This is a genomic window from Pseudomonas sp. GW821-FHT12A04, assembly GCF_058807755.1.
In genome coordinates, this window is sequence record NZ_JBXAQZ010000011.1 from 12,588 (window position 1) to 37,513 (window position 24,926).

Sequence of the window (24,926 nt, forward strand, 5' to 3'; positions counted from 1 at the left end):
GATTAGGAGAATCATCATGGCTTTCGAATTGCCGCCACTGCCGTACGCACACGATGCCCTGCAGCCGCACATCTCCAAGGAAACCCTGGAGTTCCACCACGACAAGCACCACAACACCTACGTCGTGAACCTGAACAACCTGGTGCCAGGCACCGAGTTCGAAGGCAAGACCCTGGAAGAAATCGTCAAGACTTCCTCGGGCGGTATCTTCAACAACGCCGCTCAGGTCTGGAACCACACTTTCTACTGGAACTGCCTGGCGCCAAACGCTGGCGGTCAACCAACCGGCGCACTGGCTGAAGCCATCAACGCGGCCTTCGGTTCGTTCGACAAGTTCAAGGAAGAGTTCAGCAAGACTTCCATCGGCACCTTCGGTTCCGGTTGGGGCTGGCTGGTGAAGAAGGCTGACGGTTCCCTGGCCCTGGCCAGCACCATCGGCGCCGGCAACCCGCTGACCAACGGCGACACCCCGCTGCTGACCTGCGACGTTTGGGAACACGCTTACTACATCGACTACCGCAACCTGCGTCCGAAGTACGTCGAAGCGTTCTGGAACCTGGTCAACTGGAAATTCGTGGCTGAGCAGTTCGAAGGCAAAACCTTCACCGCTTAAGCTCGATGCCAGACAAAAAACCCGGCTTTGTGCCGGGTTTTTTTATGGAAGGAATATGAGCAAAGGGACGGTGGTGATTGTCCCGCCGCCTTCGCGAGCAAGTCGGATCGCCGCACCGCCGCTCCCACAGGTCACCACCGAGCCAGTGGGAGCGGGCTTGCTCGCGAAGAACGATAACGCGGTCAGCCTGCCAACTACTGCGGATCGAGGTTATCCAACGCGCGATTCACCGCCAGCTCCGCCAACATGACAATCTGCGAAATGGCCAGCGCCGTGTTGCGCTGGGGGCCAGCCAGGCAGGTAGCGAAATCACTCGCCATGACATTGGCTGAAGCCAGTGATTCACAAGCGTGGGCAAGCAGGCTTTCAGTGTCCATGTCGGGGACGATCATGAACATGGTGCGAGGGCTGTAGGGTTTGGTGGTGTTGCAGGGGGGATCTGGGATTAACTTATCCAAAATATGCTCCTTATCGATTGGAGCCATCTCTCGCCGTTTCTCACGCGAACGAAGAGGTGGCAGCTATGTGCGGAGTGAGAAACCGGCAAGAGAGCAATCCGGCCAGACCGAGGTCTGCCCGCACACAGCCGCCATAAAACATTGCTGGCAGCGGATAAGCTGGCGGCAATTATGGTGGTACTGGCGCTGGATTAACACTCTCTTGCGGGTTCTCACGCCCGATCGCTGAAGCATTTCAGCGATCACCAAAGGTTATTCAGCCCGCTTCCGACGGACAACCTGAAAACTGCGTGGGAAACTTCTGGCGCTTTCCTACACCGCGCTAACGCCCAAAACGTAACGCGAAGCATCCCTGGCCACACATGGATATGACTCACTCACATTGGGTCCCCGGCTTTCAGTCGGGACTTGTGGCCACTGACGATCCCTGTAGGAGCGAGCTTGCTCGCGAAAAACGCCAGGACAACGCGGGCATTCAGTCAGCCCGCGTTATCGTTAACGTCCATCGCGAGCAAGCTCGCTCCTACAGAAGAGCAGAGCAAAGGCAGATCGGCATACACCCACGCTTCTCACCACTCAACAGGCCGAGCGTTAGCTCGCCTGCAGCTTTTGATCTTGATCCACCCGCCCCCTCGGCAGGCTGAGTGGAGGCGTTCATCCGGGGATTGGCGCGCAGCGCCGTTCGACGCAGTCGAACACATCGCATGTAGGTGCCAGCGAAGCCAACCGGAGGGCGATGCCCCCGGATGAATGCCGGAGCGAAGGAACCCCGAGCCTAAGCGAGGGGCCGTACGTAAGGGGCGAGACCTTTTGGTTCCTTTTGTGTCGTTTGACAAAAGGAACTCGCCGTAAGGGCGAAACCGCCAGCCGCCGTTACCACAGCAATGGATATGCCCCCCCACCCAAAAAACCCGAACGAAGCCAATCTCCCAAGATGAAACCAGCCTCCAGCCCCTTGCTCCCCCGCCCACGCCGACTAACATCAAACAAAAGGAAAATATCTCCATCCCGCCCCTCAAGTTGAAGGACTCGACAACCGACACAGTACTAATAGGCTAACTCGCCAGGTCAACTGCAAATCGGCCAAGCAGCAGGCAAAATCCCCCAAGGATGATTGTCCCTTTGACTGCCATCACGGGATTGCCAATACTCATGGCAACTTGATGCTACCCGCACGGAACAAGGAATAACCCTTTGAAGCTGGAACTCAAGAACAGCTTGTCGGTGAAGTTGCTCCGGGTCGTACTCCTGTCGGCATTGATCGTCGGCGTGGTCTTGAGCTGCGCGCAGATTGTGTTCGATGCCTATAAAACACGTCAGGCCGTCGCCAGCGATGCGGAACGCATCCTCGACATGTTTCGCGACCCCTCGACCCAGGCCGTCTACAGCCTGGACCGGGAAATGGGCATGCAGGTGATCGAAGGCCTGTTTCAGGACGCCGCCGTGCGCAAGGCCTCCATCGGCCATCCCAACGAAGCCATGCTCGCGCAAAAAACCCGCGAATTGCAGCACTCCCACAGCCGCTGGCTGACCGACCTGATTCTTGGCAAGGAACGCACCTTCACCACCCAACTGGTCGGTCGCGGGCCCTACAGTGAGTATTACGGCGACCTGAGCATCACCCTCGATACCGCCACCTACGGCCAAGGGTTCATTGTCAGCTCGGTGATCATCTTCATTTCCGGCGTCCTGCGCGCACTCGCCATGGGACTGGTGTTGTACCTGGTCTACCACTGGCTGCTGACCAAGCCGCTGTCGCGGATCATCGAGCACCTCACGGAAATCAATCCGGATCGTCCCAGCGAACACAAGATTCCGCTGCTCAAGGGCCACGAGAACAACGAACTGGGCATCTGGATCAACACCGCCAACCAGTTGCTCGAATCCATCGAACGCAATACCCATCTGCGCCACGAAGCGGAAAACAGCCTGGTGCGCATGTCCCAGTACGATTTCCTGACGGGGCTGCCGAACCGCCAGCAATTGCAGCAGCAACTGGACAAGATCCTCATCGACGCCGGCAAATTGCAGCGCCGGGTCGCGGTGTTGTGTGTCGGCCTCGATGACTTCAAGGGCATCAACGAGCAGTTCAGCTACCAGACCGGCGACCAATTGTTGCTGGCCCTGGCCGATCGCCTGCGCGGTCATAGCGGTCGCCTGGGCGCCCTCGCCCGCCTCGGCGGCGACCAGTTCGCCCTGGTCCAGGCCGATATCGAGCAACCCTACGAAGCCGCCGAGCTGGCGCAAAGCATTCTCGATGACCTGGAAGCGGCGTTTGCCCTCGATCATCAGGAGATCCGCCTGCGCGCCACTATCGGCATCACCCTGTTCCCCGAGGACGGTGACAGCACCGAGAAATTGCTGCAAAAGGCCGAGCAGACCATGACGCTGGCCAAGACCCGTTCGCGCAACCGCTATCAGTTCTATATCGCCAGCGTCGATACCGAAATGCGTCGCCGCCGCGAGCTGGAAAAAGACCTGCGCGATGCGTTGATCCGCAATCAGTTCTACCTCGTCTATCAACCGCAGATCAGCTACCGCGACAACCGCGTGGTGGGCGTCGAAGCCCTGATTCGCTGGCAACACCCCGAGCACGGTATGGTGCCGCCGGACCTATTCATCCCGCTGGCCGAACAGAACGGCACCATCATCGCCATCGGCGAATGGGTGCTGGACCAGGCCTGCAAACAACTACGCGAGTGGCATGACCAGGGCTTCAGCGACCTGCGCATGGCGGTAAACCTTTCCACGGTTCAATTGCACCACGCCGAACTGCCCCGGGTGGTCAACAACCTGCTGCAGATGTACCGCCTGCCACCGCGCAGCCTGGAGCTGGAAGTCACCGAAACCGGTCTGATGGAAGACATCAGCACCGCGGCCCAGCACTTGCTCAGCCTGCGCCGCTCCGGCGCGCTGATCGCCATCGACGATTTCGGAACCGGCTATTCGTCCTTGAGCTATCTCAAGAGCCTGCCTCTGGACAAGATCAAGATCGACAAGAGCTTCGTCCAGGACCTGCTCGATGACGACGACGATGCGACCATCGTTCGCGCCATCATCCAGCTGGGCAAAAGCCTGGGCATGCAGGTGATTGCCGAGGGCGTGGAAACCGCCGAGCAAGAGGCATACATCATTTCCGAAGGCTGCCACGAAGGTCAGGGCTATCACTACAGCAAACCGTTGCCGGCACGGGAACTGGGCGTTTACCTCAAGCAGGCCCAACGCAGCAATGCGGCTATTTTGTAACCCCTGCTCGCGATGGTCGTGAACGATAACGCGTTCATTCTGGATGAGCGCGTGGTTCTCAGGTTCATCGCGAGCAAGCTCGCTCCTACAGGGTTGCGAGCCGCGCTCTGTGAATAAGAAATATTTACAGGTACAACCCTTTACACATAATGCGAAAGATTTGCATTATGTCGCAGTTTTGCGTGCGCATAGCACGACTCCACCCCTATCGAAGCAGGATGTTCGCCATGATTCGTATGCCTCTGGCTACCGCCAGTCTGTTGGCCATCGCTATTTCCCTCGCCGGTTGCGGCGAAGGTAAAGACCAAGAAAAAGCTGCCGCGCCAGCTGCCAGCACTGCAGCTGCCCCGGCTGCTCCAGCCACTGCGTCTGCCGCTGCCGGTAAGGTCGACGAAGCTGCCGCCAAAGCCGTTGTCGCCCATTACGCCGACATCGTTTTCGCCGTTTACAGCGATGCCGAATCCACCGCGAAGACCCTGCAAACCGCCGTAGACGCCTTCCTCGCCAAGCCGAACGCCGACACCCTCAAAGCCGCCAAGGCTGCCTGGGTTGCCGCTCGCGTGCCTTACCTGCAGAGCGAAGTGTTCCGTTTCGGCAACACCATCGTTGACGACTGGGAAGGTCAGCTGAACGCCTGGCCGCTGGACGAAGGCCTGATCGACTACGTCGACAAATCCTACGAACACGCCCTGGGCAACCCGGGTGCCACTGCCAACATCATCGCCAACACTCAAGTGCAGATCGGCGAAGACAAGGTCGATGTCAAAGACATCACCCCGGAAAAACTCGCCAGCCTGAACGAGCTGGGCGGTTCCGAGGCCAACGTCGCCACCGGTTACCACGCCATCGAATTCCTGCTCTGGGGCCAGGACCTGAACGGCACCGGCCCTGGCGCCGGCAACCGTCCGGCTTCGGACTACCTGGAAGGCAAAGGCGCTACCGGCGGTCACAATGATCGTCGTCGTGCCTACCTGAAGTCCGTGACTCAGCTGCTGGTCAACGACCTGGAAGAAATGGTCGGTAACTGGAAGCCGAACGTGGCCGACAACTACCGCGCCACCCTGGAAGCGGAACCGGCTGAAACCGGCCTGCGCAAAATGCTGTTCGGCATGGGTAGCCTGTCCCTGGGCGAACTGGCGGGCGAGCGCATGAAGGTTTCCCTGGAAGCCAACTCCCCGGAAGACGAACAGGATTGCTTCAGCGACAACACCCACAACTCGCATTTCTACGATGCCAAGGGCATTCGTAACGTGTACCTGGGTGAATACACTCGCGTCGATGGCACCAAAATGACCGGCGCCAGCCTGTCGTCCCTGGTGGCCAAAGCCGACCCGGCTGCCGACACCGCGCTCAAGGACGACCTGGCCGCCACTGAAGCCAAGCTTCAGGTCATGGTCGACCACGCCAACAAGGGCGAGCACTACGACCAGTTGATCGCTGCCGGCAACACCGCAGGCAACCAGATCGTCCGTGACGCTATCGCGTCCCTGGTCAAGCAGACCGGTTCGATCGAAGCCGCCGCTGGCAAACTGGGTATCAACGACCTGAACCCGGACAACGCTGATCACGAATTCTGATCAACGCTGGCCGAGTGAAAAAGGCGACCTTCGGGTCGCTTTTTTCTTGCCTGCTTTTTGGGTGACGCTCATGGCCTCATCGCGGGCAAGCCCGCTCCCACAGTATCCGTGCTGATCACATCATCTGTGAGCACCTTCAATCCCTGTGGGAGCGTGGCTTGCCCGCGATGGCTGCACCGCGGTCTCAAGTGAAAACCTTGCCCCACATCAAGCAAACGATAATTCCTCTTATTCAAATTCCCATCCCCTGTTAGACTTTGCGCCCTTGTTTTGCTCGTCTTGCAGGATGTCTGATGCCCCCGCTGCCTCTTCGCTTGTCCGCACTGTTTCTGGCCCTGGGCCTGAGTGCCTGCGATGACGCCCCGAAATTCACCCAGGCCGAACCCGGTGAAGCCCGCTCCGGCGGCAGTGCGACGGTGCGCAAGACCGATCAGAACGCGTTTTCCATGCCCTCGGCGAACCTGCCGCCATCACGGCGTGTGGATTTCAGTGTCGGCAACAGCTTCTTCCGCAGCCCTTGGGTGATCGCCCCGTCGACGACGACAGCTCGCGATGGTCTCGGTCCACTGTTCAACACCAATGCCTGCCAGGGCTGCCACATCAAGGACGGCCGCGGCCATCCGCCGACGCCCGACGATGTGAACGCGGTGTCGATGCTGGTACGCCTGTCGATTCCCGACGCCCCGGCGTATGCCAAGGTCATCGAACAGCTCGGCGTGGTGCCGGAGCCCGTCTACGGCGGCCAGTTCCAGGACATGTCCGTACCCGGCGTGGCCCCCGAAGGCAAAGTGCGGGTCGATTACACCCCCGTGCCGGTTCGCTTCAAGGACGGCACCGAAGTCGAGTTACGCAAACCGAGCCTGAACATCACCCAGCTGGGTTACGGCCCGATGCACCCCGACACCCGTTTCTCGGCCCGCGTGGCGCCGCCAATGATTGGCCTGGGCCTGCTCGAAGCGATCCCCGAGGAGGCGATCCTGGCCAACGCCGAGGCACAGGCCAAGGCGAACAACGGCATCAACGGGCGACCGAACCGGGTCTGGGATGACGCTCTGCAAAAGACCGTTCTGGGACGATTTGGCTGGAAAGCCGGACAACCGAACCTCAATCAACAGAATGTCCACGCGTTTTCGGGGGATATGGGGCTCACAACCAGCCTTAGACCCCTTGATGACTGCACGGACGCGCAAACGGCCTGCAAACAGGCACCCAGTGGCAACGGCCCCGATGGCGAGCCGGAAGTCAGCGACAACATCCTGCGCCTGGTGCTGTTCTACAGCCGCAACCTTGCCGTACCGGCCCGCCGTGACGTCAACGCCCCTGAAGTGCTGGCCGGCAAGACCCTGTTTTATCAGGCCGGTTGCCAGTCCTGTCACACACCGAAATACACCACCGTCGCCAACGCCGCCGAACCTGAACTGGCCAATCAAGTGATTCGCCCGTACAGCGATCTGCTGCTGCATGACATGGGCGACGGCCTGGCCGACAACCGTAGCGAATTCCAGGCCAGCGGCCGCGAATGGCGCACCCCGCCGTTATGGGGCATCGGCCTGACACAGGCGGTCAGCGGCCACACCCAGTTCCTGCACGACGGCCGCGCCCGCAACCTGCTCGAAGCCGTGCTCTGGCATGGCGGCGAGGCGACTGCGGCGCAACAACAGGTTTTGTCTTTCAATGCCGAGCAACGCGCTGCGTTGCTGGCGTTCCTGAATTCCCTTTAACACGCATTCCACTCGCGGGAGCCCGACATGTTCCGTCCCAAACTGTTGTTCACCAGCCTTGCCGCCCTCGCCCTGGGCGCCTGCTCGCCCCAGGACCCGCAAGCGGTCACGTCGGCGGCCATTGCCAAGTCGGTGATCCTGCCGACCTACACCCGCTGGGTTGAGGCCGATCGTCAATTGGCGGTCAGCGCCCTCGCCTACTGCGAAGGCAAGGAAAACCTGGAAACAGCCCGTGCCGACTTCCTGCATGCGCAAAAAGCCTGGGCCGAACTGCAACCGCTGCTGATCGGGCCTTTGGCCGAAGGCAACCGTTCGTGGCAAGTGCAGTTCTGGCCGGACAAGAAAAACCTGGTCGGCCGTCAGGTCGAGCAACTGGTCACCGCCCAGCCGCAAATCGATGCCGCCGCCCTGGCCAAGTCCAGCGTCGTGGTACAGGGGCTCTCGGCCTACGAATACATTCTGTTCGACAGCAAGCCCGACGTGGCCAACGCTGAGCAGAAGAGCAAATACTGCCCGCTGCTGATCGCCATCGGCGAACGCCAGAAGCAATTGGCCGAAGAAATTCTGCAAACCTGGAACAACACCGACGGCATGCTCGCGCAAATGAGCAAGTTCCCGAACCAGCGCTACGCGGACTCCCATGAGGCGATCGCCGATCTGCTGCGCGTGCAAGTCACCGCCATCGACACCCTGAAGAAAAAGCTCGGCACGCCGATGGGCCGCCAGAGCAAGGGCGTGCCGCAACCATTCCAGGCCGATGCATGGCGCAGCCAGGCGTCCCTGACCAGCCTCGAAGCCAGCCTCGCGGCCGCCAGGACCGTCTGGGAAGGTGTGGATAACAAAGGCCTGCGCGGCCTGTTGCCGAGCGAGCAGAAGCCGTTGGCCGACAAGATCGATGCAGCCTATACCGCCTCGCTGAAGCTGTTCGCCGGCAACCAGCGCTCGCTGACCGACATGCTCAATGACGAGGCCGGCCGCCAGCAACTCAACGAGCTGTATGACAGCCTCAACGTCGTCCATCGCCTGCACGAGGCCGATCTGGCCAAGGCACTGGGCATCCAGCTGGGCTTCAACGCCAACGACGGTGACTGATGAGGGCCGGTTCCATGCTGCGACGCCAGGTTCTGACATTAGGTAGTTTGCTGCTGGGTGCAGTGACGCTGGGCGGCTGGAAGCTGTTCAAGCAAAAGGACAGGAGTCCGTTGTTGCTTTCGGCACGGGACGACACCGACGGCCAGCATTACGCCGTCGGTTATCGGCTCGATGGCACCCAAGTGTTCGCCACCCGGGTCGGCCAGCGTTGCCACGACATCATCAACCACCCGACACAGCCGATTGCACTGTTCGTCGCTCGCCGTCCGGGCACCGAGAGCTACCTGATCGACCTGCGCGACGGCGCGCTCCTGCAAACCGTGGTGTCACAGCCGAACCGGCACTTCTACGGGCACGCGGTCATTCACCACAGCGGCGACTGGCTGTACGCCACCGAAAACGACACCTCCGATCCCGGCCGCGGCCTGCTCGGCGTGTATAAGTTCGAAGGCGAACGGCTGGTGCACAGTGGTGAGATTTCTACCCACGGCCTCGGTCCGCATCAGGTGTCGTGGATGCCCGATGGCGAAACCCTGGTGGTGGCCAACGGCGGGATTCGCACCGAGGCCGAAAGCCGGGTGGAGATGAACCTCAACGCCATGGAACCGAGCCTGGTCCTGATGCACCGCGACGGCACCCTGCTGAGCAAGGAAACCCTCGCCCAGCAGATGAACAGCGTGCGTCATCTGGCCATCGCCAGCGACGGCACCATCGTCGCCAGCCAGCAGTTCATGGGTGCGGCCCACGAGTCGTCGGAGTTGCTGGCGATCAAGCGCCCCGGTCAGCCCTTCGTCGCGTTCCCGGTACCCGAGCACCAGTTGCAGGCCATGGGACACTACACCGCCAGCGTCGCAATACACAGCGACTTGCGCCTGGTGGCGTTGACCGCACCGCGGGGCAACCGCTTTTTCATCTGGGACCTGGACAGCGGTGAAGTACGCCTGGACGCGCCACTTCCCGATTGCGCCGGGGTCGGTGCCGTGGCCGATGGTTTTGTCGTGACCTCGGGCCAGGGGCGCTGCCGCTACTACGATTGCCGCCAGACAAACCTCGTTGCAAAACCGCTGGAGCTACCCGCAGGGCTCTGGGACAACCATCTGCATCTGATGGCCTGAATCATTGAAAAGATCGCCGGCCTGGGCCGCGCCTGCATCGGGATGACGTACACCCCGCAGGTGAGACCCGAGACGGCGAATCTTTTCAGGCTTTCCCCCCTCTAATACCTCACAACCTGTAAAAACGGCAGTTGGATTTACCCTCTACACTCGCGGTAATGTTCCCTGCTGTCTCACCTGATTTTCTCCAAGGAACTGGAATATGCTGCGTCGCCGCATGCTGATCATGTTGGGTGTGGTTCTATTGATTGTGCTGGCCCTGGCTGCGTACAAAGCCTTCTCGATCTATACGATGGTTCAAGGCTTCTCTGTGCCCAGACCGGCCGTCAGCGTTGCCGTGGCCACCGCCACCGAGCGCCCATGGCAAGCCCGCCTGCCTACCGTTGGCACGCTCAAGGCATTGCAGGGCGTCGACCTGAGCCTGGAGACCGATGGCACCGTCATCGATCTCCAGTTCGAGTCGGGGCAGAAGGTCAAGGCCGGCCAACCACTCCTGCGCCTCGACAGCGCCGTTGAAAGTGCCCTGCTGGAAACTGCTCTGGCCGACCTCGGGCTGGCACAGCTTGATTACGGTCGCGGTAGCCAACTGGTCGGCAGCCAGGCCATTTCCAAAGGCGAATTCGACCGACTTTCGGCGGTGCTGAAAAAGAGCAAGGCCACGGTCAATCAACTCAAGGCTGCGCTCGGCAAAAAAAGCATCATCGCGCCGTTCAGCGGCACCATCGGCATTCGTCAGGTGGACGTTGGCGACTACATGGCCAGTGGCACCATGATCGCCACCCTGCAAGACCTCAGTAGCCTGTATGTCGACTTTTTTGTGCCCGAGCAGTCGGTGCCGAAGATTGCGCTCGGCCAGCCAGTGCAGGTCATTGTCGCGGCGTATCCGACCGTGGAGTACCCCGGCACCATCAGTGCAATCAACCCTAAAGTCGAGAACAGCACCCGTAACGTGCAGGTCCGCGCCACCCTGGCCAACCCCGATGGCAAGTTGATGCCAGGCATGTTCGCCAGCCTCCAGGTGCTCCTGCCCGACCCGCAACCGCGCATCGTGGTGCCGGAAAGCGCGATTACCTACACGCTCTACGGCAACTCGGTGTATGTGGCCGTACCAAAGAAAGCCGAGGATGGCAGCCTGGTAAAGGACGACAAGGGCCAACCGGTGCTGATCGCCGAACGGCGGTTTGTCGAGACCGGCGAACGCCGCGATGGGCAAGTGATGATCACCAAAGGCGTGCAGAGCGGCGAGAAAGTGGTGACCGCCGGCCAGCTCAAACTGGATAACGGCTCACGCATTGCCATCAGCGACGACAAGACCCTGGCCGGGCAGAACAGCCAGCCACGCGCGGACTGATCAAGGAATTCCCATGGCTTTTACCGACCCGTTCATCCGCCGTCCGGTTCTCGCTACCGTGGTCAGTCTGTTGATTGTACTGCTGGGCTTTCAGGCCTGGAGCAAGCTGCCGCTACGCCAGTACCCGCAAATGGAAAACGCCCTGATCACGGTGACCACCGCCTACCCCGGGGCCAACGCCGAGACCATCCAGGGCTACATCACCCAACCGATGCAGCAAAGCCTGGCCAGCGCCGAGGGCATCGACTACATGACCTCGGTCAGTCGCCAGAATTTCTCGGTGATCTCGATCTACGCGCGCGTCGGCGCCAATAGCGACCGTCTGTTTACCGAACTGCTGGCCAAGGCCAACGAGGTCAAGAACCAGCTGCCCCAGGACGCTGAAGACCCGGTGCTGAGCAAAGAATCGGCCGATGCGTCAGTGCTGATGTACATCAGCTACTTCAGCAAGGAGTTGAGCAACCCGCAGATTACCGATTACCTGTCACGGGTGATCCAGCCCAAGCTGGCGACCTTGCCCGGCATGGCCGAAGCCGAGATCCTCGGTAACCAGGTATTTGCCATGCGCCTGTGGCTGGACCCGATGAAGCTGGCGGGTTTCGGCCTCAGTGCCAGCGATGTGACCAATGCGGTGCGCCAGTACAACTTCCTCTCTGCCGCCGGCGAGGTGAAGGGCGAATACGTGGTCACCAGCATCAACGCCAATACCGAACTCAAGTCCGCCGAAGCCTTCGGGGCGATTCCGCTCAAGGTCGATGGCGACAGCCGAGTGTTGCTGCGAGATGTGGCGCGCGTGGAAATGGGTGCGGAGAACTACGACTCCATCAGCTCGTTCGGTGGCACCCCGTCGGTGTACATCGGCATCAAGGCGACACCCGGCGCCAACCCGCTGGAAGTGATCAAGGAAGTGCGCAAGATCATGCCGGACCTGGAGGCCCAGCTACCGCCGAACCTGAAAGGTGAAATCGCCTACGACGCCACCCTGTTCATCCAGGCCTCGATCGACGAAGTGGTGAAGACCCTGTTCGAAGCGGTGCTGATCGTGATCGTGGTGGTGTTCCTGTTCCTCGGTGCCCTGCGCTCGGTGGTGATCCCGGTGGTGACCATCCCGCTGTCGATGATCGGCGTCATGTTCTTCATGCAGATGATGGGGTACTCGATCAACCTGCTCACCCTGCTGGCGATGGTATTGGCCATCGGCCTGGTGGTGGACGATGCCATCGTGGTGGTGGAAAACATTCACCGTCACATCGAGGAAGGCAGGACACCGCTCGAGGCCGCCATTGAAGGCGCCCGGGAAATCGCCATGCCGGTGGTTTCGATGACTATCACCCTGGCGGCGGTGTACGCACCGATCGGTTTCCTGACTGGCCTGACCGGGGCGCTGTTCAAGGAGTTCGCCCTGACCCTGGCCGGCGCGGTGGTGATTTCCGGTATCGTCGCCCTGACCCTGTCGCCGATGATGTGTGCGTTTCTGCTGCGTCACGACGAGAACCCCAGCGGCCTGGCCCATCGCCTGGACATGATTTTCGAACGCCTCAAGCGCCGCTACCAGAGCCTGCTTCACGGCACCCTCAACACCCGGCCGGTGGTGCTGGTGTTCGCCGTGATCGTGTTGTGCCTGATTCCGGTCCTTCTCAATTTCACCAAATCGGAGCTGGCGCCGGATGAGGACCAGGGCATCATTTTCATGATCGCCAATGCCCCGCAACCGACCAACCTCGACTACCTGAACACCTACACCGACGAGTTCGTCTCGATCTTCAAGGCATTTCCCGAGTACTACTCGTCGTTCCAGATCAACGGTTTCAACGGCGTGCAATCGGGCATCGGCGGTTTCCTGCTCAAGCCATGGGACGATCGCAGTCGAACGCAAATGGCGATCCTGCCCGAGGTGCAAGCCAAACTGGAAAAGATCCCGGGGCTGCAGATCTTCGGCTTCAACCTGCCGTCGCTGCCGGGCACCGGCGAAGGCGTGCCGTTCCAGTTCGTCATCAACTCCGCCAACGATTACGAATTGCTGCTGCAGGTGGTCGACCGGGTAAAAAAACGTGCGAAGGAATCCGGCAAGTTTGCGTTTGTCCACGTTGACCTGGCCTTCGACAAGCCGGAAGTGGTGGTGGATATCGACCGCGCCAAGGCTGCGCAGATGGGGGTTTCCATGCAGGACCTGGGGGGAACCCTGGCGACCCTGCTGGGTGAAGGCGAGATCAACCGATTCACCATTGAAGGTCGCAGCTACAAGGTCATTGCCCAGGTCGAGCGGCCGTTCCGTGACAATCCGGACTGGCTGAACAATTACTACGTGAAAAACACCAAGGGTGAACTGTTGGCGTTGTCGACCCTGATCACCGTCACCGACCGTGCCCGACCGAGACAGCTGAACCAGTTCCAGCAACTCAACTCGGCCATCCTGTCCGGCGTGCCGCTGGTGAGCATGGGGGAAGCCATCGACCTCGTGCGCCAGATCGCCCGGGAAGAGGCACCCGCCGGTTTTGCCTTCGACTACGCCGGCGCATCGAGGCAGTACGTTCAGGAAGGCAGTGCCCTGTGGGTCACCTTTGCCCTGGCGCTGGCGATCATTTTCCTGGTGCTGGCGGCCCAGTTCGAAAGCTTCCGCGACCCGCTGGTGATCCTGGTCACCGTGCCCCTGTCTATCTGCGGTGCATTGATTCCGCTGTTCCTGGGCTGGTCGAGCATGAACATCTATACCCAGGTCGGGCTGGTGACCTTGATCGGGCTGATCAGTAAACACGGCATTCTGATCGTCGAGTTTGCCAACCAGTTACGCAAGGACAAGGGCCTGACCGCACGGGAAGCGGTGGAGGAAGCAGCGGCCATCCGGCTGCGTCCGGTCTTGATGACCACGGCGGCAATGGTGTTCGGCATGGTGCCATTGATCATCGCCAGCGGTGCTGGCGCGGTCAGCCGGTTCGACATCGGCACGGTCATCGCGACCGGCATGTCGATCGGCACCCTGTTCACCTTATTTGTATTGCCTTGCGTCTACACCTTGCTGGCCAAGCCGGATAAACCCTGATGCAGAAAAACCTGTGGGAGCCCGAAGTCAGGGCAATAAAAAAAGGCCTCGCATCAGCGAGGCCTTTCATTTTGGCTTCAATCGGTTCAACTCTGCGGCCTCAATCCCTGAGAAAGTCCGAACATGAACAGCAACAAGTCATGATCGGGTCGAGTGGCCACGGATGCCTTGGCAATCCGTGGCAACGGACAATGTTCTTCTGCATTTATCGAGCTGAGAACCTGGGGGCGTGGTTGCTCCCAGGTTGCCATCGCGATCGATGCAACTGCCAAGGCTCCTACCAGAAACAAACCTCGTGCAATTTCGAGTTTCATCGCTATAAACCCTTGATAGCGCTGCCAAACGCCGTCTCATAAAAGTAGATGAGTTTTTCCCAGTCTGCGTCGCTGAACGACGAGTGGCGACGCAATTGCTTCATGTCATGGACAGCTGCGCGATGGGCCGTCAAACGCTGCCGGCATTTCTCCAGATCGATCAGTGCCACTTCGACCTTGGCCGTCTCGCCCTCACCGGTCACGCGAACGAATACGTGCTTGTCGTAAATACATCCGTGCTGCCAGCGGCCCTTGTGCATGCGAGCCAGGTTTTCAGCCAGGTCCTTGAGCACTCGTTCGTTTATGGCTTCACCATGACGCTCGCGACCGCCACCGGCGTACCAGCGATCGATTTCCTCGAAGCCGTCCAGCGACTTGGTGACCAGCAAGGCACGCCACTTGTGCACAGGATCGCGCTGTGCGCCACAGAAAACGATTTCCGGAACCCGTACGCCAAGCGCGGTCACACCGGTGAGCGCAGCATGCTCACGCATGACCGTCGGCCGCCCGAAAGGGTGCTGCAAGCTACGATGGATATGCCCGGTCTGGCGCTTGACGTAGAGCAGTTGACCATCACTGCCCATCAGGCGTTGAACGCCGCTTTCCCCGCCGCGACGGACGTTGGGTTCTTCTACCCATTCACCGCGCTGATTCCAAAAGTAATCGAAGCGGTCCTGGGGAACGACTTCCGTTTCTGCTGCACACTGCACTGCCATCCTGTTACCTCTTGCGTAATACGTAAACTCGCCACATGGCATAGAGCGGCAAAAAGTCCAGTTGTTCCTGGATTCGGAAACCCGCCTGCTCAAATTCCTTCTCTACGGTAGCGGCCGGTAACACAAACCGGTTTTGGTAACCTTCCTGCCCACGGGTTTTCTCCGAACGCTTGCGTTTCCAGGCCTTGAAGTTGCCATCGACCCACAGCGAAAGGATCACGCTGTCGCGGGAAACCCGCTCGAACTCACGCAAAATAGCCATGCGATGCTTGGCTTCACCGATGTGGTGGAGCAAACGCATGCAAAAAATGCTGTCGACGGCGTTGTCCGGCAAGGCGATGTCGAATACAGATGTGTGCAAGGGTTGTACCCGCTTCACCACATCGGCAGGTTGCGCCTGGGTTGCGACCTTCAGCATGGACGGCGAGTTATCGGCACCGATGATCACACGGTTGGATTTTTCCGCCAACAAGGGCCAAAAGCGCCCTGCACCACAAGGCAAATCGAGGACCAGACCAGGCTCGCCAACCAGGGCCAGTGCCTTGCGCGCCAGTTGTTCGTCACGCCAGTGGGACAATCGACGGCCGAGACCTTCCTGGTGTTTGCGCAAATAGCGTTGCGCGTGTTGATCGTCGTACTTTTCGGAAAAATCGAGCTTGATCGGGCCGTCCATCATCAGGTCTCCTGAACTTCTGATAGCAGCTACCTTAGATTTTGTAGTGTCGGCGTCTGGTCATCCATTTGTGAAAATATCGTTATGGGAAAACCTGAAATATTACAGGGTTTTACGGAGTTGACAGGGTTTGCTGAACGCCTGACTTAACAGATCAAGTTCGGGACAGCTCCACCTGAAAACAGCAGCCACTGGGCTCCATCGTAGTCAGGCTGACGCTCCAGCCCTGGTTTTCACAAATCCGCTGCACCAGTGAAAGCCCCAGGCCCAAGCCTTCCCCGCGTTTTTCAGTGCCCCGAACGAAGGGTTCGAACATTGCCTCGCGTTTTTCCTCGGGAATGCCCACACCGCTGTCTTCGACCAGAAATCCCGTGCCCGTCAGGCTCAGGCGGATGAAGCCCCGTTCTGTGTAGTGCAAGGCGTTGCGCAGCAAGTTACCCATCACCGCGTGCAGGAGCGTCGCATTGTAGCCCTTGGCCTCAGGGTTGCCCGGTTCGAAGATCAGTTTCAACCCTTTGCTTTCAATGGGCCCGCGCCACAGACCGACCAGGCCCTCGGCTACCTGGCCCAGGGGCTGCTGCGGCGACATGCTGGTGTCTTCGCGCTTGGCGCGGGCCAGCATCAGGAAGGTTTGCACCAGCTCACGCATTTCTTCACATGCCCGGGCAATGCGCTCGACCTGAGCGCGACCGCGCTGATCGAGACCTGGGTTTTCCAGCAACAACTCGCAGGAACTGGCCAGGATCATCAGGGGCGTACGCAATTCGTGGCTGACGTCGCTGGTGAACAAACGCTCGCGGGTCAGGGCCTGACGCAAGCGCCCGAGGGTGGCGTCGAAGGCCACGGCCAGTTCGCCCACTTCGTCGGCGGCATAATCCGGAGCCAAGGGAGGAGCCAAACCCAGCAGTTGATCGCGATGGCGTACCTGGCGGGCCAACCGTACCACCGGCGCCATGACCTTGCGTGCCAGCACCCAGCCGAGAAATACAGCCAGTGCCAGGCTCAGTACGAAACCCACCAGCACCACGGCAAACAGCACCCGCTCGCGCTCTTCAAAATCGCTCTGGTCCTGCAACAGCACGTAACGTCGGCCGTCGACGATTTCGACCATGGCGTGGTACGACAGGTTTTCGCGGAACACTTCGTGGAAACCCGGCTCCAGATGCCGCAAATCCTTGGGCAAATTGAAATCGCCTGGCCCGTTGCTGAAGTAGAACAATTGGTCCGGTTCGGGTCGGTGGCTCCAGTCCGTGACATTGTCCATCAGCAACAGGCGCTGCAAATCGCCGCCCAGACCGGCCGAAATCAGTTTTTCCTCCACCAGGTGCACGGTCGCCACGATGCCCATGGCAAAGGCACCCGCCACCAGTGCGCTCATCAGCGCAAAGGCAATGATGATGCGTTGAGCAAGGCTCTGCTTAAACTCCATCACGGCCCTCGGCCAGGCGATACCCCACACCGTGCACGGTTTGCAGTAATGGTTTGGCGAACGGCTTGTCGATCACCTGGCGCAGTTGGTGGACATGACTGCGCAGGCTGTCGCTGTCCGGGCAGTCGTCGCCCCAGAGCGCTTCTTCAAGAATTTCACGGCGCAACACATGAGGGCTTTTCTGCATCAACACGGCCAGCAACTTCAGGCCGACCGGGTTGAGTTTCAGCAACCGGCCTTCGCGAGTGACTTCCAGTGTGTCGAGGTCGTAGCTAAGGTCGCCGACCTGCAAGGTCCGCCGCCCGCCGCCCTGGGTTCGGCGCATGACCGCTTCGATACGCGCTGCCAGCTCAGACAGGGCGAACGGTTTGATCAGATAGTCATCGGCGCCGGACTTGAAGCCCTGCAGACGGTCATCCAGCTGATCGCGGGCCGTGAGCATGATCACCGGCGTTTCGCGGCGAGCATCCTCGCGCAGGCGCTTGCACAGGGTGTAGCCATCGATGCCGGGCAACATGATATCGAGCACGATCAAATCGTAGTGCTCGGTGGCCGCCAGGTGCAGGCCCGACAGACCATCCTGAGCGCAATCGACGGTATAGCCTTTGAGCCCCAGGTAATCGGCCAGGTTGGCGAGGATATCGCGGTTGTCTTCAACCAATAGAATTCGCATGGGTATCTCTCCGTCCACAGTAACGGCCGTCGTGGCCCGCGCAGCTTAAGGCGAAGTTCCGCTCAGGGCTAGGACTGAGTGAAGCGCAAAAGCGCGGAAATTGACCGATTACAGCCTTAACGAGTTTTTCACCGGCGATTCACATGCTGGCGACAGAATCGGGTTCAAACTCTGCGCGGCTGCGCATTTGAGAACATTTCACTGATCAAGGAACTAGCATGGTTTCGACCCTTGCCCGCCCTTCCCCTCGTCCGCTCAATTTCTGGGTGTGCCTTGGAGTCCCCGCCGTAGCTGCGATCATTCTGGTATTGCTCGAATTGACCACTCTGGACATGGACCTGGCCAAGCTGTTTTACGACCCGGTCACCGGGGAATTCATCGGACGCCACAGTTACTTCCTCGAGGACATCCTGCACGATCGCGCCAAGCAAGTGGTCATCACCTTCTCGGTGTTTGCCATTCTCGCCTTCATCGCTTCGTTCTTCATGGCCAGGCTCAAACCGCTCAAGCGGGAACTGGGTTGCCTGGTGCTGTCCCTGGGCCTGGCGACTTCCTTTGTCACGCCCATCAAAGCAGTGACCGCGGTGCAATGCCCATGGAGCCTCGAACAATTCGGCGGTCACGAGACCTACAGCGAACTGTTGAGTCCTCGCCCGCACACCGATAAACCAGGGCGTTGCTGGCCCGGCGGCCATGCGGCCACCGGCTTCACCCTGTTTGCCCTGTTTTTCGTACTGCGCGACCGTCGCCCGCGCATGGCTCGCGCAGCGTTGGTCTTCGCCTTTGCCCTCGGCTCGGTGTTCTCCATCGGGCGGATGATGCAGGGCGCGCACTTCTTCTCGCACAACGTGTGGACGGCGGTGTTCTGCTGGCTGATTTGTTTGGGGTCGTATTACTACGTTCTGTATCGACCGGCCTTGAGGGCGGATCGCGTGGCAAGTGCAGAACCTGTCAGCGCCTGACCTGACGCCTTCGCGGGCAAGCCACGCTCCCACAGAGACGATGCAGATCCTGTGGGATCCTGGCTTGCCCGCGATGGGCGCGACGCAATCTCCAGCCAACCCCAAATTGAAGGCAATAAAAAACCCCGCCTGCTTTCGCAGACGGGGTTTTTTCGTACAGGGGTAAGGCTGGCTTACATCATGCCGCCCATGCCGCCCATACCGCCCATGTCTGGCATACCGCCGCCAGCTGCACCTTCTTTCTTCGGTGCATCAGCAACAGCGGCTTCGGTGGTCAGGATCAGACCGCCGATCGACGATGCAGCTTGCAGCGCGGAACGGGTGACCTTGGTCGGATCCAGGATGCCCATTTCGATCATGTCGCCGTATTCGCCAGTCGCAGCGTTGTAACCGAAGTTACCTTTGCCGTTCTTGACTTCGTTGACCACAACGCTTGGCTCGTCACCGCTGTTGGCAGCGATCTGACGCAGCGGTGCTTCAACGGCACGACGCAGAACAGCGATACCTACGTCCTGATCAGCGTTGTCGCCTTTCAGATCGTTCAGGGTTTGCAGAGCGCGGATCAGCGCAACGCCACCGCCAGGTACCACGCCTTCTTCAACGGCTGCACGAGTAGCGTGCAGGGCGTCTTCAACGCGGGCTTTCTTCTCTTTCATTTCAACTTCGGAACCAGCGCCAACCTTGATCACTGCAACGCCGCCGGACAGCTTGGCCAGACGCTCTTGCAGTTTTTCACGGTCGTAGTCCGAGGAAGTTTCGGCAACCTGAGCACGGATCTGAGTGATGCGTGCTTCGATGTCGCTGTGTACGCCAGCACCGTCAACGATGATGGTGTTTTCCTTGGACAGGGTCACGCGCTTGGCGCTGCCCAGGTTTTCCAGGGTTGCGCTTTCCAGGCTCAGGCCGATCTCTTCGGAGATAACGGTACCGCCGGTCAGAACAGCGATGTCCTGCAGCATGGCCTTGCGACGATCGCCGAAGCCTGGAGCCTTGACGGCTGCGACTTTAACGATGCCACGCATGTTGTTCACAACCAGAGTCGCCAGGGCTTCGCCTTCAACGTCTTCGGCCACGATCAGCAGTGGACGGCCGGCTTTGGCAACGGCTTCCAGCACTGGCAGCATTTCGCGGATGTTCGAGATCTTCTTGTCGACCAGCAGGATCAGCGGGCCGTCCAGCTCAGCGACCATGGTCTCTGGCTTGTTGACGAAGTACGGGGACAGGTAACCACGGTCGAACTGCATGCCTTCAACAACCGACAGTTCGTTTTCCAGGCCCGAGCCTTCTTCAACGGTGATCACGCCTTCTTTACCGACTTTTTCCATGGCTTCGGCAATGATGTCGCCGATGGAGTTGTCGGAGTTGGCCGAGATGGTGCCGACCTGAGCGATAGCCTTGGTGTCAGCGCATGGCTTGGACAGGTTTTTCAGCTCTTTGACGATGGCGATGGTCGCCTTGTCGATGCCGCGCTTGAGGTCCATCGGGTTCATGCCGGCAGCGACGGCTTTCAGGCCTTCGTTGACGATCGACTGAGCCAGAACGGTAGCGGTGGTAGTACCGTCACCAGCGTCATCGTTGGCACGGGAGGCAACGTCTTTGACCAGCTGCGCACCCATGTTTTCGAAACGGTCTTCGAGTTCGATTTCTTTGGCGACGGAAACGCCGTCCTTGGTGATGGTCGGAGCGCCGAAGCTCTTCTCGATGATCACGTTACGGCCTTTCGGGCCCAGGGTCGCTTTTACCGCGTCAGCCAGGACGTTGACGCCCTTGAGCATTTTTTTACGGGCGGAATCGCCAAACAGAACTTCTTTAGCAGCCATGATCGATATTCCTTAAATACTTTGTAGTAGCGGGAAAATGAACGGGGGTATCAGCCTTCGATAACGGCGAGAATTTCGTTCTCGCTCATTACCAGCAGGTCTTCGCCGTCGACTTTCACAGTGTTGCTGCCGGAGTAAGGACCGAACACAACCTTGTCGCCCACTTTCACGGACAGTGCACGCACTTCACCGTTTTCCAGTACGCGGCCGGTGCCTACAGCGAGGATTTCGCCGCTGTTGGCTTTTTCAGCAGCCGAACCTGGCAGGACGATACCGCCAGCGGTTTTCTTTTCTTCTTCGCTGCGACGGATGACGACGCGGTCATGCAGAGGACGAAGCTTCATTGTCGATCTCTCCTAATTGTGGTTTTCATCGGCCGGTGTAGTCCCGGCGGGTTTAACAAAGGCCGGCGGTGCCGGTTGCGGCTCGTCAAGCGAACCGCGGAAGTCTGTCTGGCATGTTCGCCAGAAACCTTGCGGTGACCGTTACATAAGGGCGCATAAGCTTATTACAAGGGCGGCGATGAAAAATTTTTCAGGTCGATGCCCCGCAAACGAACACGGCACCCGAAGGTGCCGTGTCGATGTGCGTATTACTTGGTATCGCGGTGTTCGAACTCGCCTTCGATCACGTTGGGCTCGCGGCCCAGCGGCTCGCGAGGCGCCGGGCCGCCACGGGCCTGGAGGTCGTCGGCGAACGCTCGCTGACGCATCGCCTGCTCTTCGGCGCGCTGACGCATTTTACCCGCCAGCAGGCGACGACTGAACGGCAGCAGCATGAACAGGCCGATCACATCGCTGATGAAGCCCGGAAGAATCAGCAGGCCACCGGCCAATGCCAGCATCAGGCCTTCGAGCATGGTCTGGGCCGGCAGTTCGCCGCGGCTCAGGCTTTCACGGGCACGCAGGGCCGTGGCCAGGCCGGCGATGCGCAGCACAAACACGCCGAACATCGAGCCGAGAATGATCAGCAGCAGGGCCGGGAAAAACCCGATGGACCCTGCCACCTTGACGAATACGAACAGCTCCAACACCGGGAACAGCAGAAAGAGCAACAAAAAAGGGCGCATCAAATGGTTCCTCAACGCAAGAATGCCTTGCCAGTTCACCTTAGATGACGTCGCCGTTTCGTGAATTCAAGCGTCGGCCACTTCATTTTTCGGCCAATGATCGGCGTGAGCCAGAGAAACCAAGGCTTCGCGAACTTGTGTCGGCGTATTACAAGGCGCTTGGAACGGTAACCAGTACAGACTTTGACCGATGCGCAGGTGCATGCCTTCACAATCGATGCCGACCATTTGCGCCGGCACGTTTTTCGGCAGCCCGGCCAGATCGACGTAATGGGCGATGGCCTTGGCGTGATCGGCGTTCATGTGCTCGACCATGCTCACTTCGGCCTTGCCGGCGAACGGGTTGGCCAGGGTCAGCTCGTTGACCCAATGAATCGCGCCAAAACCGCCGATGTAACGGTGGCGTACAGGCTCAAGCACCCAGAAATCGAAATCGTGGGCCTTGTGATAACCCTTCGACTCCGGGAAGTAGCGGTAGTAACGCTCGGAGGCCGCGTCGATGGCGGCTTCGTCTTCGAGCTGCTGCGCCTCAGCCAGGTAAGTCAGTCGACCAACGGCCTGGACATCTTCGGCACCACGTTCGCCGACAAAGAGCGAGCATTTCCGATCTTTTTGCAGATTATGAGTGTGCTGGGCGATGCGGCTGATAAGGATCAGCGGCCGGCCCTGCTCGTCCAGGCAGTACGGAACCACGGAACCGAACGGAAAACCGGGCATTGATTTGGAGTGCGTCGAGAGCACCCCACGGTATTCCTTGAGAAGCAATTCTCGTGCATGCTTAGCCGCTTCAACGCTCAATTTATGACTCCTTAAATAGAATCCGTCAGAAAAACGGACGAGCTGCTGGCGAAAGTCCCAGCACGCCATCGGGGCAGTTCTCATGTGCAGCCAAGCCAGGTCAGGCGCAGATCGAGAGGCTCTCTAAAGGAAACCACTCAGACCTGCTACCGGGGCATGCGAATGCAACTCACTGACAAAGTAATCATTATCACTGGCGGTTGCCAGGGTTTAGGCCGCTCCATGGCCGAGTATTTCGCAGGCCTGGGCGCGAAACTCGCGCTGGTGGACCTGAACCAGGAAAAACTCGACGACGCCGTCGCGGCCTGTAAGGCCCAAGGTGTCGAGGCCCGCGCCTACCTGTGCAACGTGGCCAACGAAGAGCAAGTGACCCACATGGTTGCCCAGGTCGCTGAAGACTTCGGCGCGATCCATGGCTTGATCAACAACGCAGGGATCCTGCGCGACGGTCTGTTGCTCAAGGTCAAGGATGGCGAAATGACCAAGATGAGCCTGGCCCAGTGGCAGGCCGTTATCGACGTCAACCTGACCGGCGTGTTCCTGTGCACCCGTGAAGTCGCGGCGAAAATGGTCGAGCTGAACAACACTGGCGCGATCATTAATATCTCGTCGATTTCCCGCGCCGGCAACGTCGGTCAGACCAACTACTCCGCCGCCAAGGCCGGTGTTGCTGCGGCGACCGTGACCTGGGCCAAGGAGCTGGCACGCTACGGCATTCGCGTCGCCGGCATTGCACCGGGCTTCATCGAAACCGAAATGACCCTGGGCATGAAGCCTGAAGCGCTGGAGAAGATGACTGCGGGGATCCCGCTCAAGCGCATGGGCAAGCCTGAGGAAATCGCCCATTCGGCGGCTTACATCTTCGAGAACGACTATTACACCGGTCGGATTCTGGAGATGGATGGCGGGTTGCGTCTCTAAATCCACCACAAAACAACTACTGTAGGAGCGAGCTTGCTCGCGATGGTGTGTCAGGCACATTGGTGTAACTGACCCACCATCGCGAGCAAGCTCGCTCCTACAAGGGGATTGCGTTCACACCCTCAGTCGTCGCTGACGCTGATGTTCGGCATCGCCGGCGTCAACGCTTCCTGCAACACGATCCGCGCGCCGACATGGCGGGCCAGTTCCTGGTAAACCATCGCAATCTGGCTATCAGGCTCGGCGATCACTGTTGGCTTGCCGCCATCGGCCTGCTCGCGGATGACCATCGACAGCGGCAGCGAAGCCAGCAGTTCAACGCCATACTGATTGGCCAGTTTCACACCACCGCCTTCGCCAAACAGATGCTCGGCATGCCCGCAGTTGGAGCAGATGTGCACGGCCATGTTTTCCACCACGCCCAGCACCGGGATGTTGACCTTGCGGAACATTTCCACGCCCTTGCGTGCGTCCAGCAATGCCAGGTCCTGCGGGGTGGTCACGATCACCGCACCGGCCACCGGCACTTTCTGCGCCAGGGTCAACTGGATGTCACCGGTGCCTGGCGGCATGTCGATGACCAGGTAATCGAGGTCACCCCACGCGGTCTGGGTGACCAGTTGCAACAGGGCGCCCGAAACCATCGGCCCACGCCAGACCATCGGCGTGTTGTCGTCGGTGAGGAAAGCCATGGACATCACTTCGACGCCATGGGACTTGAGCGGAACGAACCATTTCTGATCCTTGACCTCGGGGCGGGTACGCTCGGGGATGCCGAACATGATGCCCTGGCTCGGACCGTAGATATCCGCATCGAGAATCCCGACCTTGGCGCCTTCCCGGGCCAGAGCCAGGGCCAGGTTGGCCGCCGTGGTGGATTTGCCCACGCCGCCCTTGCCGGACGCCACGGCCACCACGTTTTTCACGTTCGCCAAGCCCGGAATCTGCGCCTGAGCCTTGTGTGCGGCGATCACGCTGGTGATTTCGACCTTGGCACTTGCCACGCCATCCAGCCCCTGAATGGCCATTTCCAGCATCTGCGCCCAGCCACTCTTGAACAGACCGGCGGCGTAACCCAGTTCAAGCTGAACGCTGACGCGGTCGCCCTGAATCTCGATGTTGCGCACGCACCCGGCGCTGACCGGGTCCTGGTTCAGGTAAGGGTCGGTGTATTGGCGAAGGACGGCTTCCACCGCTGCGCGATTGACGGCGCTCATGGGCAACTCCGAAAACAGGACTGGAAAAGATAGTGGGTATCGTACCTGTTCCGAGCGCTCGGCGGGATGTTGAACCTTCACCTGTTACTCATCCAATGAAACAGGCTCACAGGGTGAAAAA

General features: G+C 59.7%; 21 protein-coding genes. 10 read left to right on the forward strand and 11 right to left on the reverse strand.

What is annotated here, in order from left to right:
- The first annotated feature begins 16 nt into the window (after window positions 1–16).
- Window positions 17–613: a superoxide dismutase gene (locus tag AC1RS8_RS17755; protein WP_008022038.1), complete on the forward strand. Its 597-nt coding sequence runs from the start codon at window positions 17–19 to the stop codon at window positions 611–613.
- A 194-nt stretch (window positions 614–807) separates the two neighbouring features.
- Here the strand turns inward: AC1RS8_RS17755 and AC1RS8_RS17760 are convergent, their stop codons facing one another.
- The gene (locus AC1RS8_RS17760) at window positions 808–1,071 is read right to left on the reverse strand and encodes a DUF6124 family protein (protein WP_090457509.1); all 264 of its coding nucleotides are present in this window, start codon (window positions 1,069–1,071) and stop codon (window positions 808–810) included.
- A gap of 1,194 nt (window positions 1,072–2,265) precedes the next feature.
- Here AC1RS8_RS17760 and AC1RS8_RS17765 point away from each other — a divergent pair.
- The 7 genes from AC1RS8_RS17765 to AC1RS8_RS17795 all read left to right on the forward strand — a co-directional run bounded on the left by AC1RS8_RS17765 (window position 2,266) and on the right by AC1RS8_RS17795 (window position 14,213).
- Window positions 2,266–4,317 (forward strand): putative bifunctional diguanylate cyclase/phosphodiesterase, encoded by a 2,052-nt coding sequence (locus AC1RS8_RS17765; RefSeq protein WP_090457513.1) that lies wholly within the window; start codon window positions 2,266–2,268, stop codon window positions 4,315–4,317.
- Between the two features lie 227 nt (window positions 4,318–4,544).
- Window positions 4,545–5,894 (forward strand): imelysin family protein, encoded by a 1,350-nt coding sequence (locus tag AC1RS8_RS17770; RefSeq protein WP_489339160.1) that lies wholly within the window; start codon window positions 4,545–4,547, stop codon window positions 5,892–5,894.
- A gap of 293 nt (window positions 5,895–6,187) precedes the next feature.
- A complete protein-coding gene (locus AC1RS8_RS17775) occupies window positions 6,188–7,615 on the forward strand; it encodes a di-heme oxidoreductase family protein (protein WP_493163204.1) in 1,428 nt (475 codons plus the stop codon).
- A 27-nt stretch (window positions 7,616–7,642) separates the two neighbouring features.
- The gene (locus AC1RS8_RS17780) at window positions 7,643–8,707 is read left to right on the forward strand and encodes an imelysin family protein (RefSeq protein ID WP_489339162.1); all 1,065 of its coding nucleotides are present in this window, start codon (window positions 7,643–7,645) and stop codon (window positions 8,705–8,707) included.
- A 14-nt stretch (window positions 8,708–8,721) separates the two neighbouring features.
- On the forward strand, window positions 8,722–9,822 hold the full coding sequence (locus tag AC1RS8_RS17785; RefSeq protein ID WP_154909460.1) for a DUF1513 domain-containing protein: 1,101 nt from the start codon (window positions 8,722–8,724) through the stop codon (window positions 9,820–9,822).
- Window positions 9,823–10,024: 202 nt separating this feature from the next.
- Window positions 10,025–11,173, forward strand: a complete 1,149-nt coding sequence (locus tag AC1RS8_RS17790) for an efflux RND transporter periplasmic adaptor subunit (RefSeq protein WP_090457521.1) — start codon at window positions 10,025–10,027, stop codon at window positions 11,171–11,173.
- Between the two features lie 13 nt (window positions 11,174–11,186).
- A complete protein-coding gene (locus tag AC1RS8_RS17795) occupies window positions 11,187–14,213 on the forward strand; it encodes a multidrug efflux RND transporter permease subunit (RefSeq protein ID WP_489339163.1) in 3,027 nt (1,008 codons plus the stop codon).
- 86 nt (window positions 14,214–14,299) lie between these two features.
- Here the strand turns inward: AC1RS8_RS17795 and AC1RS8_RS17800 are convergent, their stop codons facing one another.
- From AC1RS8_RS17800 to colR, 5 genes are all read right to left on the reverse strand, one after another.
- Window positions 14,300–14,527, reverse strand: coding sequence for a hypothetical protein (locus tag AC1RS8_RS17800; RefSeq protein WP_079246712.1), 228 nt, complete (start codon window positions 14,525–14,527; stop codon window positions 14,300–14,302).
- A 2-nt stretch (window positions 14,528–14,529) separates the two neighbouring features.
- Window positions 14,530–15,243: a lipopolysaccharide kinase InaA family protein gene (locus AC1RS8_RS17805; protein WP_057713452.1), complete on the reverse strand. Its 714-nt coding sequence runs from the start codon at window positions 15,241–15,243 to the stop codon at window positions 14,530–14,532.
- Between the two features lie 4 nt (window positions 15,244–15,247).
- On the reverse strand, window positions 15,248–15,916 hold the full coding sequence (locus tag AC1RS8_RS17810; RefSeq protein ID WP_057716567.1) for a class I SAM-dependent methyltransferase: 669 nt from the start codon (window positions 15,914–15,916) through the stop codon (window positions 15,248–15,250).
- A gap of 154 nt (window positions 15,917–16,070) precedes the next feature.
- Window positions 16,071–17,345 carry a sensor histidine kinase gene (locus tag AC1RS8_RS17815; RefSeq protein ID WP_340313041.1) on the reverse strand — a complete coding sequence of 425 codons (1,275 nt, stop codon included), beginning with the start codon at window positions 17,343–17,345 and terminating at the stop codon, window positions 16,071–16,073.
- Window positions 17,335–18,018: a two-component system response regulator ColR gene (gene colR, locus AC1RS8_RS17820; protein ID WP_007985839.1), complete on the reverse strand. Its 684-nt coding sequence runs from the start codon at window positions 18,016–18,018 to the stop codon at window positions 17,335–17,337. Before colR ends, AC1RS8_RS17815 begins: the two co-directional genes overlap by 11 nt.
- Before the next feature lie 218 nt (window positions 18,019–18,236).
- Between colR and AC1RS8_RS17825 the strand changes: the two genes are divergently transcribed.
- The gene (locus tag AC1RS8_RS17825; RefSeq protein WP_489339164.1) at window positions 18,237–18,980 is read left to right on the forward strand and encodes a phosphatase PAP2 family protein; all 744 of its coding nucleotides are present in this window, start codon (window positions 18,237–18,239) and stop codon (window positions 18,978–18,980) included.
- A 173-nt stretch (window positions 18,981–19,153) separates the two neighbouring features.
- On the opposite strand, the gene groL is transcribed toward AC1RS8_RS17825, so the two are convergent.
- From groL to AC1RS8_RS17845, 4 genes are all read right to left on the reverse strand, one after another.
- Window positions 19,154–20,800 (reverse strand): chaperonin GroEL, encoded by a 1,647-nt coding sequence (groL, locus tag AC1RS8_RS17830; protein WP_489339165.1) that lies wholly within the window; start codon window positions 20,798–20,800, stop codon window positions 19,154–19,156.
- A 50-nt stretch (window positions 20,801–20,850) separates the two neighbouring features.
- Entirely contained in the window at window positions 20,851–21,144 is a 294-nt protein-coding gene (locus AC1RS8_RS17835; protein ID WP_007985847.1) for a co-chaperone GroES, read from the reverse strand.
- A gap of 248 nt (window positions 21,145–21,392) precedes the next feature.
- Window positions 21,393–21,869 carry an FxsA family protein gene (locus tag AC1RS8_RS17840; protein ID WP_057713449.1) on the reverse strand — a complete coding sequence of 159 codons (477 nt, stop codon included), beginning with the start codon at window positions 21,867–21,869 and terminating at the stop codon, window positions 21,393–21,395.
- A gap of 66 nt (window positions 21,870–21,935) precedes the next feature.
- A complete protein-coding gene (locus AC1RS8_RS17845) occupies window positions 21,936–22,667 on the reverse strand; it encodes a HugZ family pyridoxamine 5'-phosphate oxidase (protein WP_057713448.1) in 732 nt (243 codons plus the stop codon).
- 162 nt (window positions 22,668–22,829) lie between these two features.
- Here AC1RS8_RS17845 and AC1RS8_RS17850 point away from each other — a divergent pair, with 162 nt between their 5' ends.
- On the forward strand, window positions 22,830–23,588 hold the full coding sequence (locus tag AC1RS8_RS17850; protein ID WP_489339166.1) for an SDR family oxidoreductase: 759 nt from the start codon (window positions 22,830–22,832) through the stop codon (window positions 23,586–23,588).
- Between the two features lie 122 nt (window positions 23,589–23,710).
- Here the strand turns inward: AC1RS8_RS17850 and apbC are convergent, their stop codons facing one another.
- Window positions 23,711–24,805 (reverse strand): iron-sulfur cluster carrier protein ApbC, encoded by a 1,095-nt coding sequence (apbC, locus tag AC1RS8_RS17855; RefSeq protein WP_223459660.1) that lies wholly within the window; start codon window positions 24,803–24,805, stop codon window positions 23,711–23,713.
- Window positions 24,806–24,926 lie beyond the last annotated feature (121 nt).

Excerpts from the sequence above, each read along its gene's own strand:
- AC1RS8_RS17825 (WP_489339164.1), top strand. The coding sequence starts at position 18,237 with ATGGTTTCGACCCTTGCCCGCCCTTCCCCTCGTCCGCTCAATTTCTGG.
- AC1RS8_RS17815 (WP_340313041.1), bottom strand. The coding sequence starts at position 17,345 with ATGGAGTTTAAGCAGAGCCTTGCTCAACGCATCATCATTGCCTTTGCG.
- AC1RS8_RS17810 (WP_057716567.1), bottom strand. The coding sequence starts at position 15,916 with ATGGACGGCCCGATCAAGCTCGATTTTTCCGAAAAGTACGACGATCAA.
- apbC (WP_223459660.1), bottom strand. The coding sequence starts at position 24,805 with ATGAGCGCCGTCAATCGCGCAGCGGTGGAAGCCGTCCTTCGCCAATAC.
- AC1RS8_RS17785 (WP_154909460.1), top strand. The coding sequence starts at position 8,722 with ATGCTGCGACGCCAGGTTCTGACATTAGGTAGTTTGCTGCTGGGTGCA.
- AC1RS8_RS17850 (WP_489339166.1), top strand. The coding sequence starts at position 22,830 with ATGCAACTCACTGACAAAGTAATCATTATCACTGGCGGTTGCCAGGGT.
- AC1RS8_RS17805 (WP_057713452.1), bottom strand. The coding sequence starts at position 15,243 with ATGGCAGTGCAGTGTGCAGCAGAAACGGAAGTCGTTCCCCAGGACCGC.
- AC1RS8_RS17770 (WP_489339160.1), top strand. The coding sequence starts at position 4,545 with ATGATTCGTATGCCTCTGGCTACCGCCAGTCTGTTGGCCATCGCTATT.
- AC1RS8_RS17755 (WP_008022038.1), top strand. The coding sequence starts at position 17 with ATGGCTTTCGAATTGCCGCCACTGCCGTACGCACACGATGCCCTGCAG.
- groL (WP_489339165.1), bottom strand. The coding sequence starts at position 20,800 with ATGGCTGCTAAAGAAGTTCTGTTTGGCGATTCCGCCCGTAAAAAAATG.
- AC1RS8_RS17790 (WP_090457521.1), top strand. The coding sequence starts at position 10,025 with ATGCTGCGTCGCCGCATGCTGATCATGTTGGGTGTGGTTCTATTGATT.
- AC1RS8_RS17780 (WP_489339162.1), top strand. The coding sequence starts at position 7,643 with ATGTTCCGTCCCAAACTGTTGTTCACCAGCCTTGCCGCCCTCGCCCTG.
- colR (WP_007985839.1), bottom strand. The coding sequence starts at position 18,018 with ATGCGAATTCTATTGGTTGAAGACAACCGCGATATCCTCGCCAACCTG.
- AC1RS8_RS17840 (WP_057713449.1), bottom strand. The coding sequence starts at position 21,869 with ATGCGCCCTTTTTTGTTGCTCTTTCTGCTGTTCCCGGTGTTGGAGCTG.
- AC1RS8_RS17795 (WP_489339163.1), top strand. The coding sequence starts at position 11,187 with ATGGCTTTTACCGACCCGTTCATCCGCCGTCCGGTTCTCGCTACCGTG.
- AC1RS8_RS17835 (WP_007985847.1), bottom strand. The coding sequence starts at position 21,144 with ATGAAGCTTCGTCCTCTGCATGACCGCGTCGTCATCCGTCGCAGCGAA.
- AC1RS8_RS17800 (WP_079246712.1), bottom strand. The coding sequence starts at position 14,527 with ATGAAACTCGAAATTGCACGAGGTTTGTTTCTGGTAGGAGCCTTGGCA.
- AC1RS8_RS17775 (WP_493163204.1), top strand. The coding sequence starts at position 6,188 with ATGCCCCCGCTGCCTCTTCGCTTGTCCGCACTGTTTCTGGCCCTGGGC.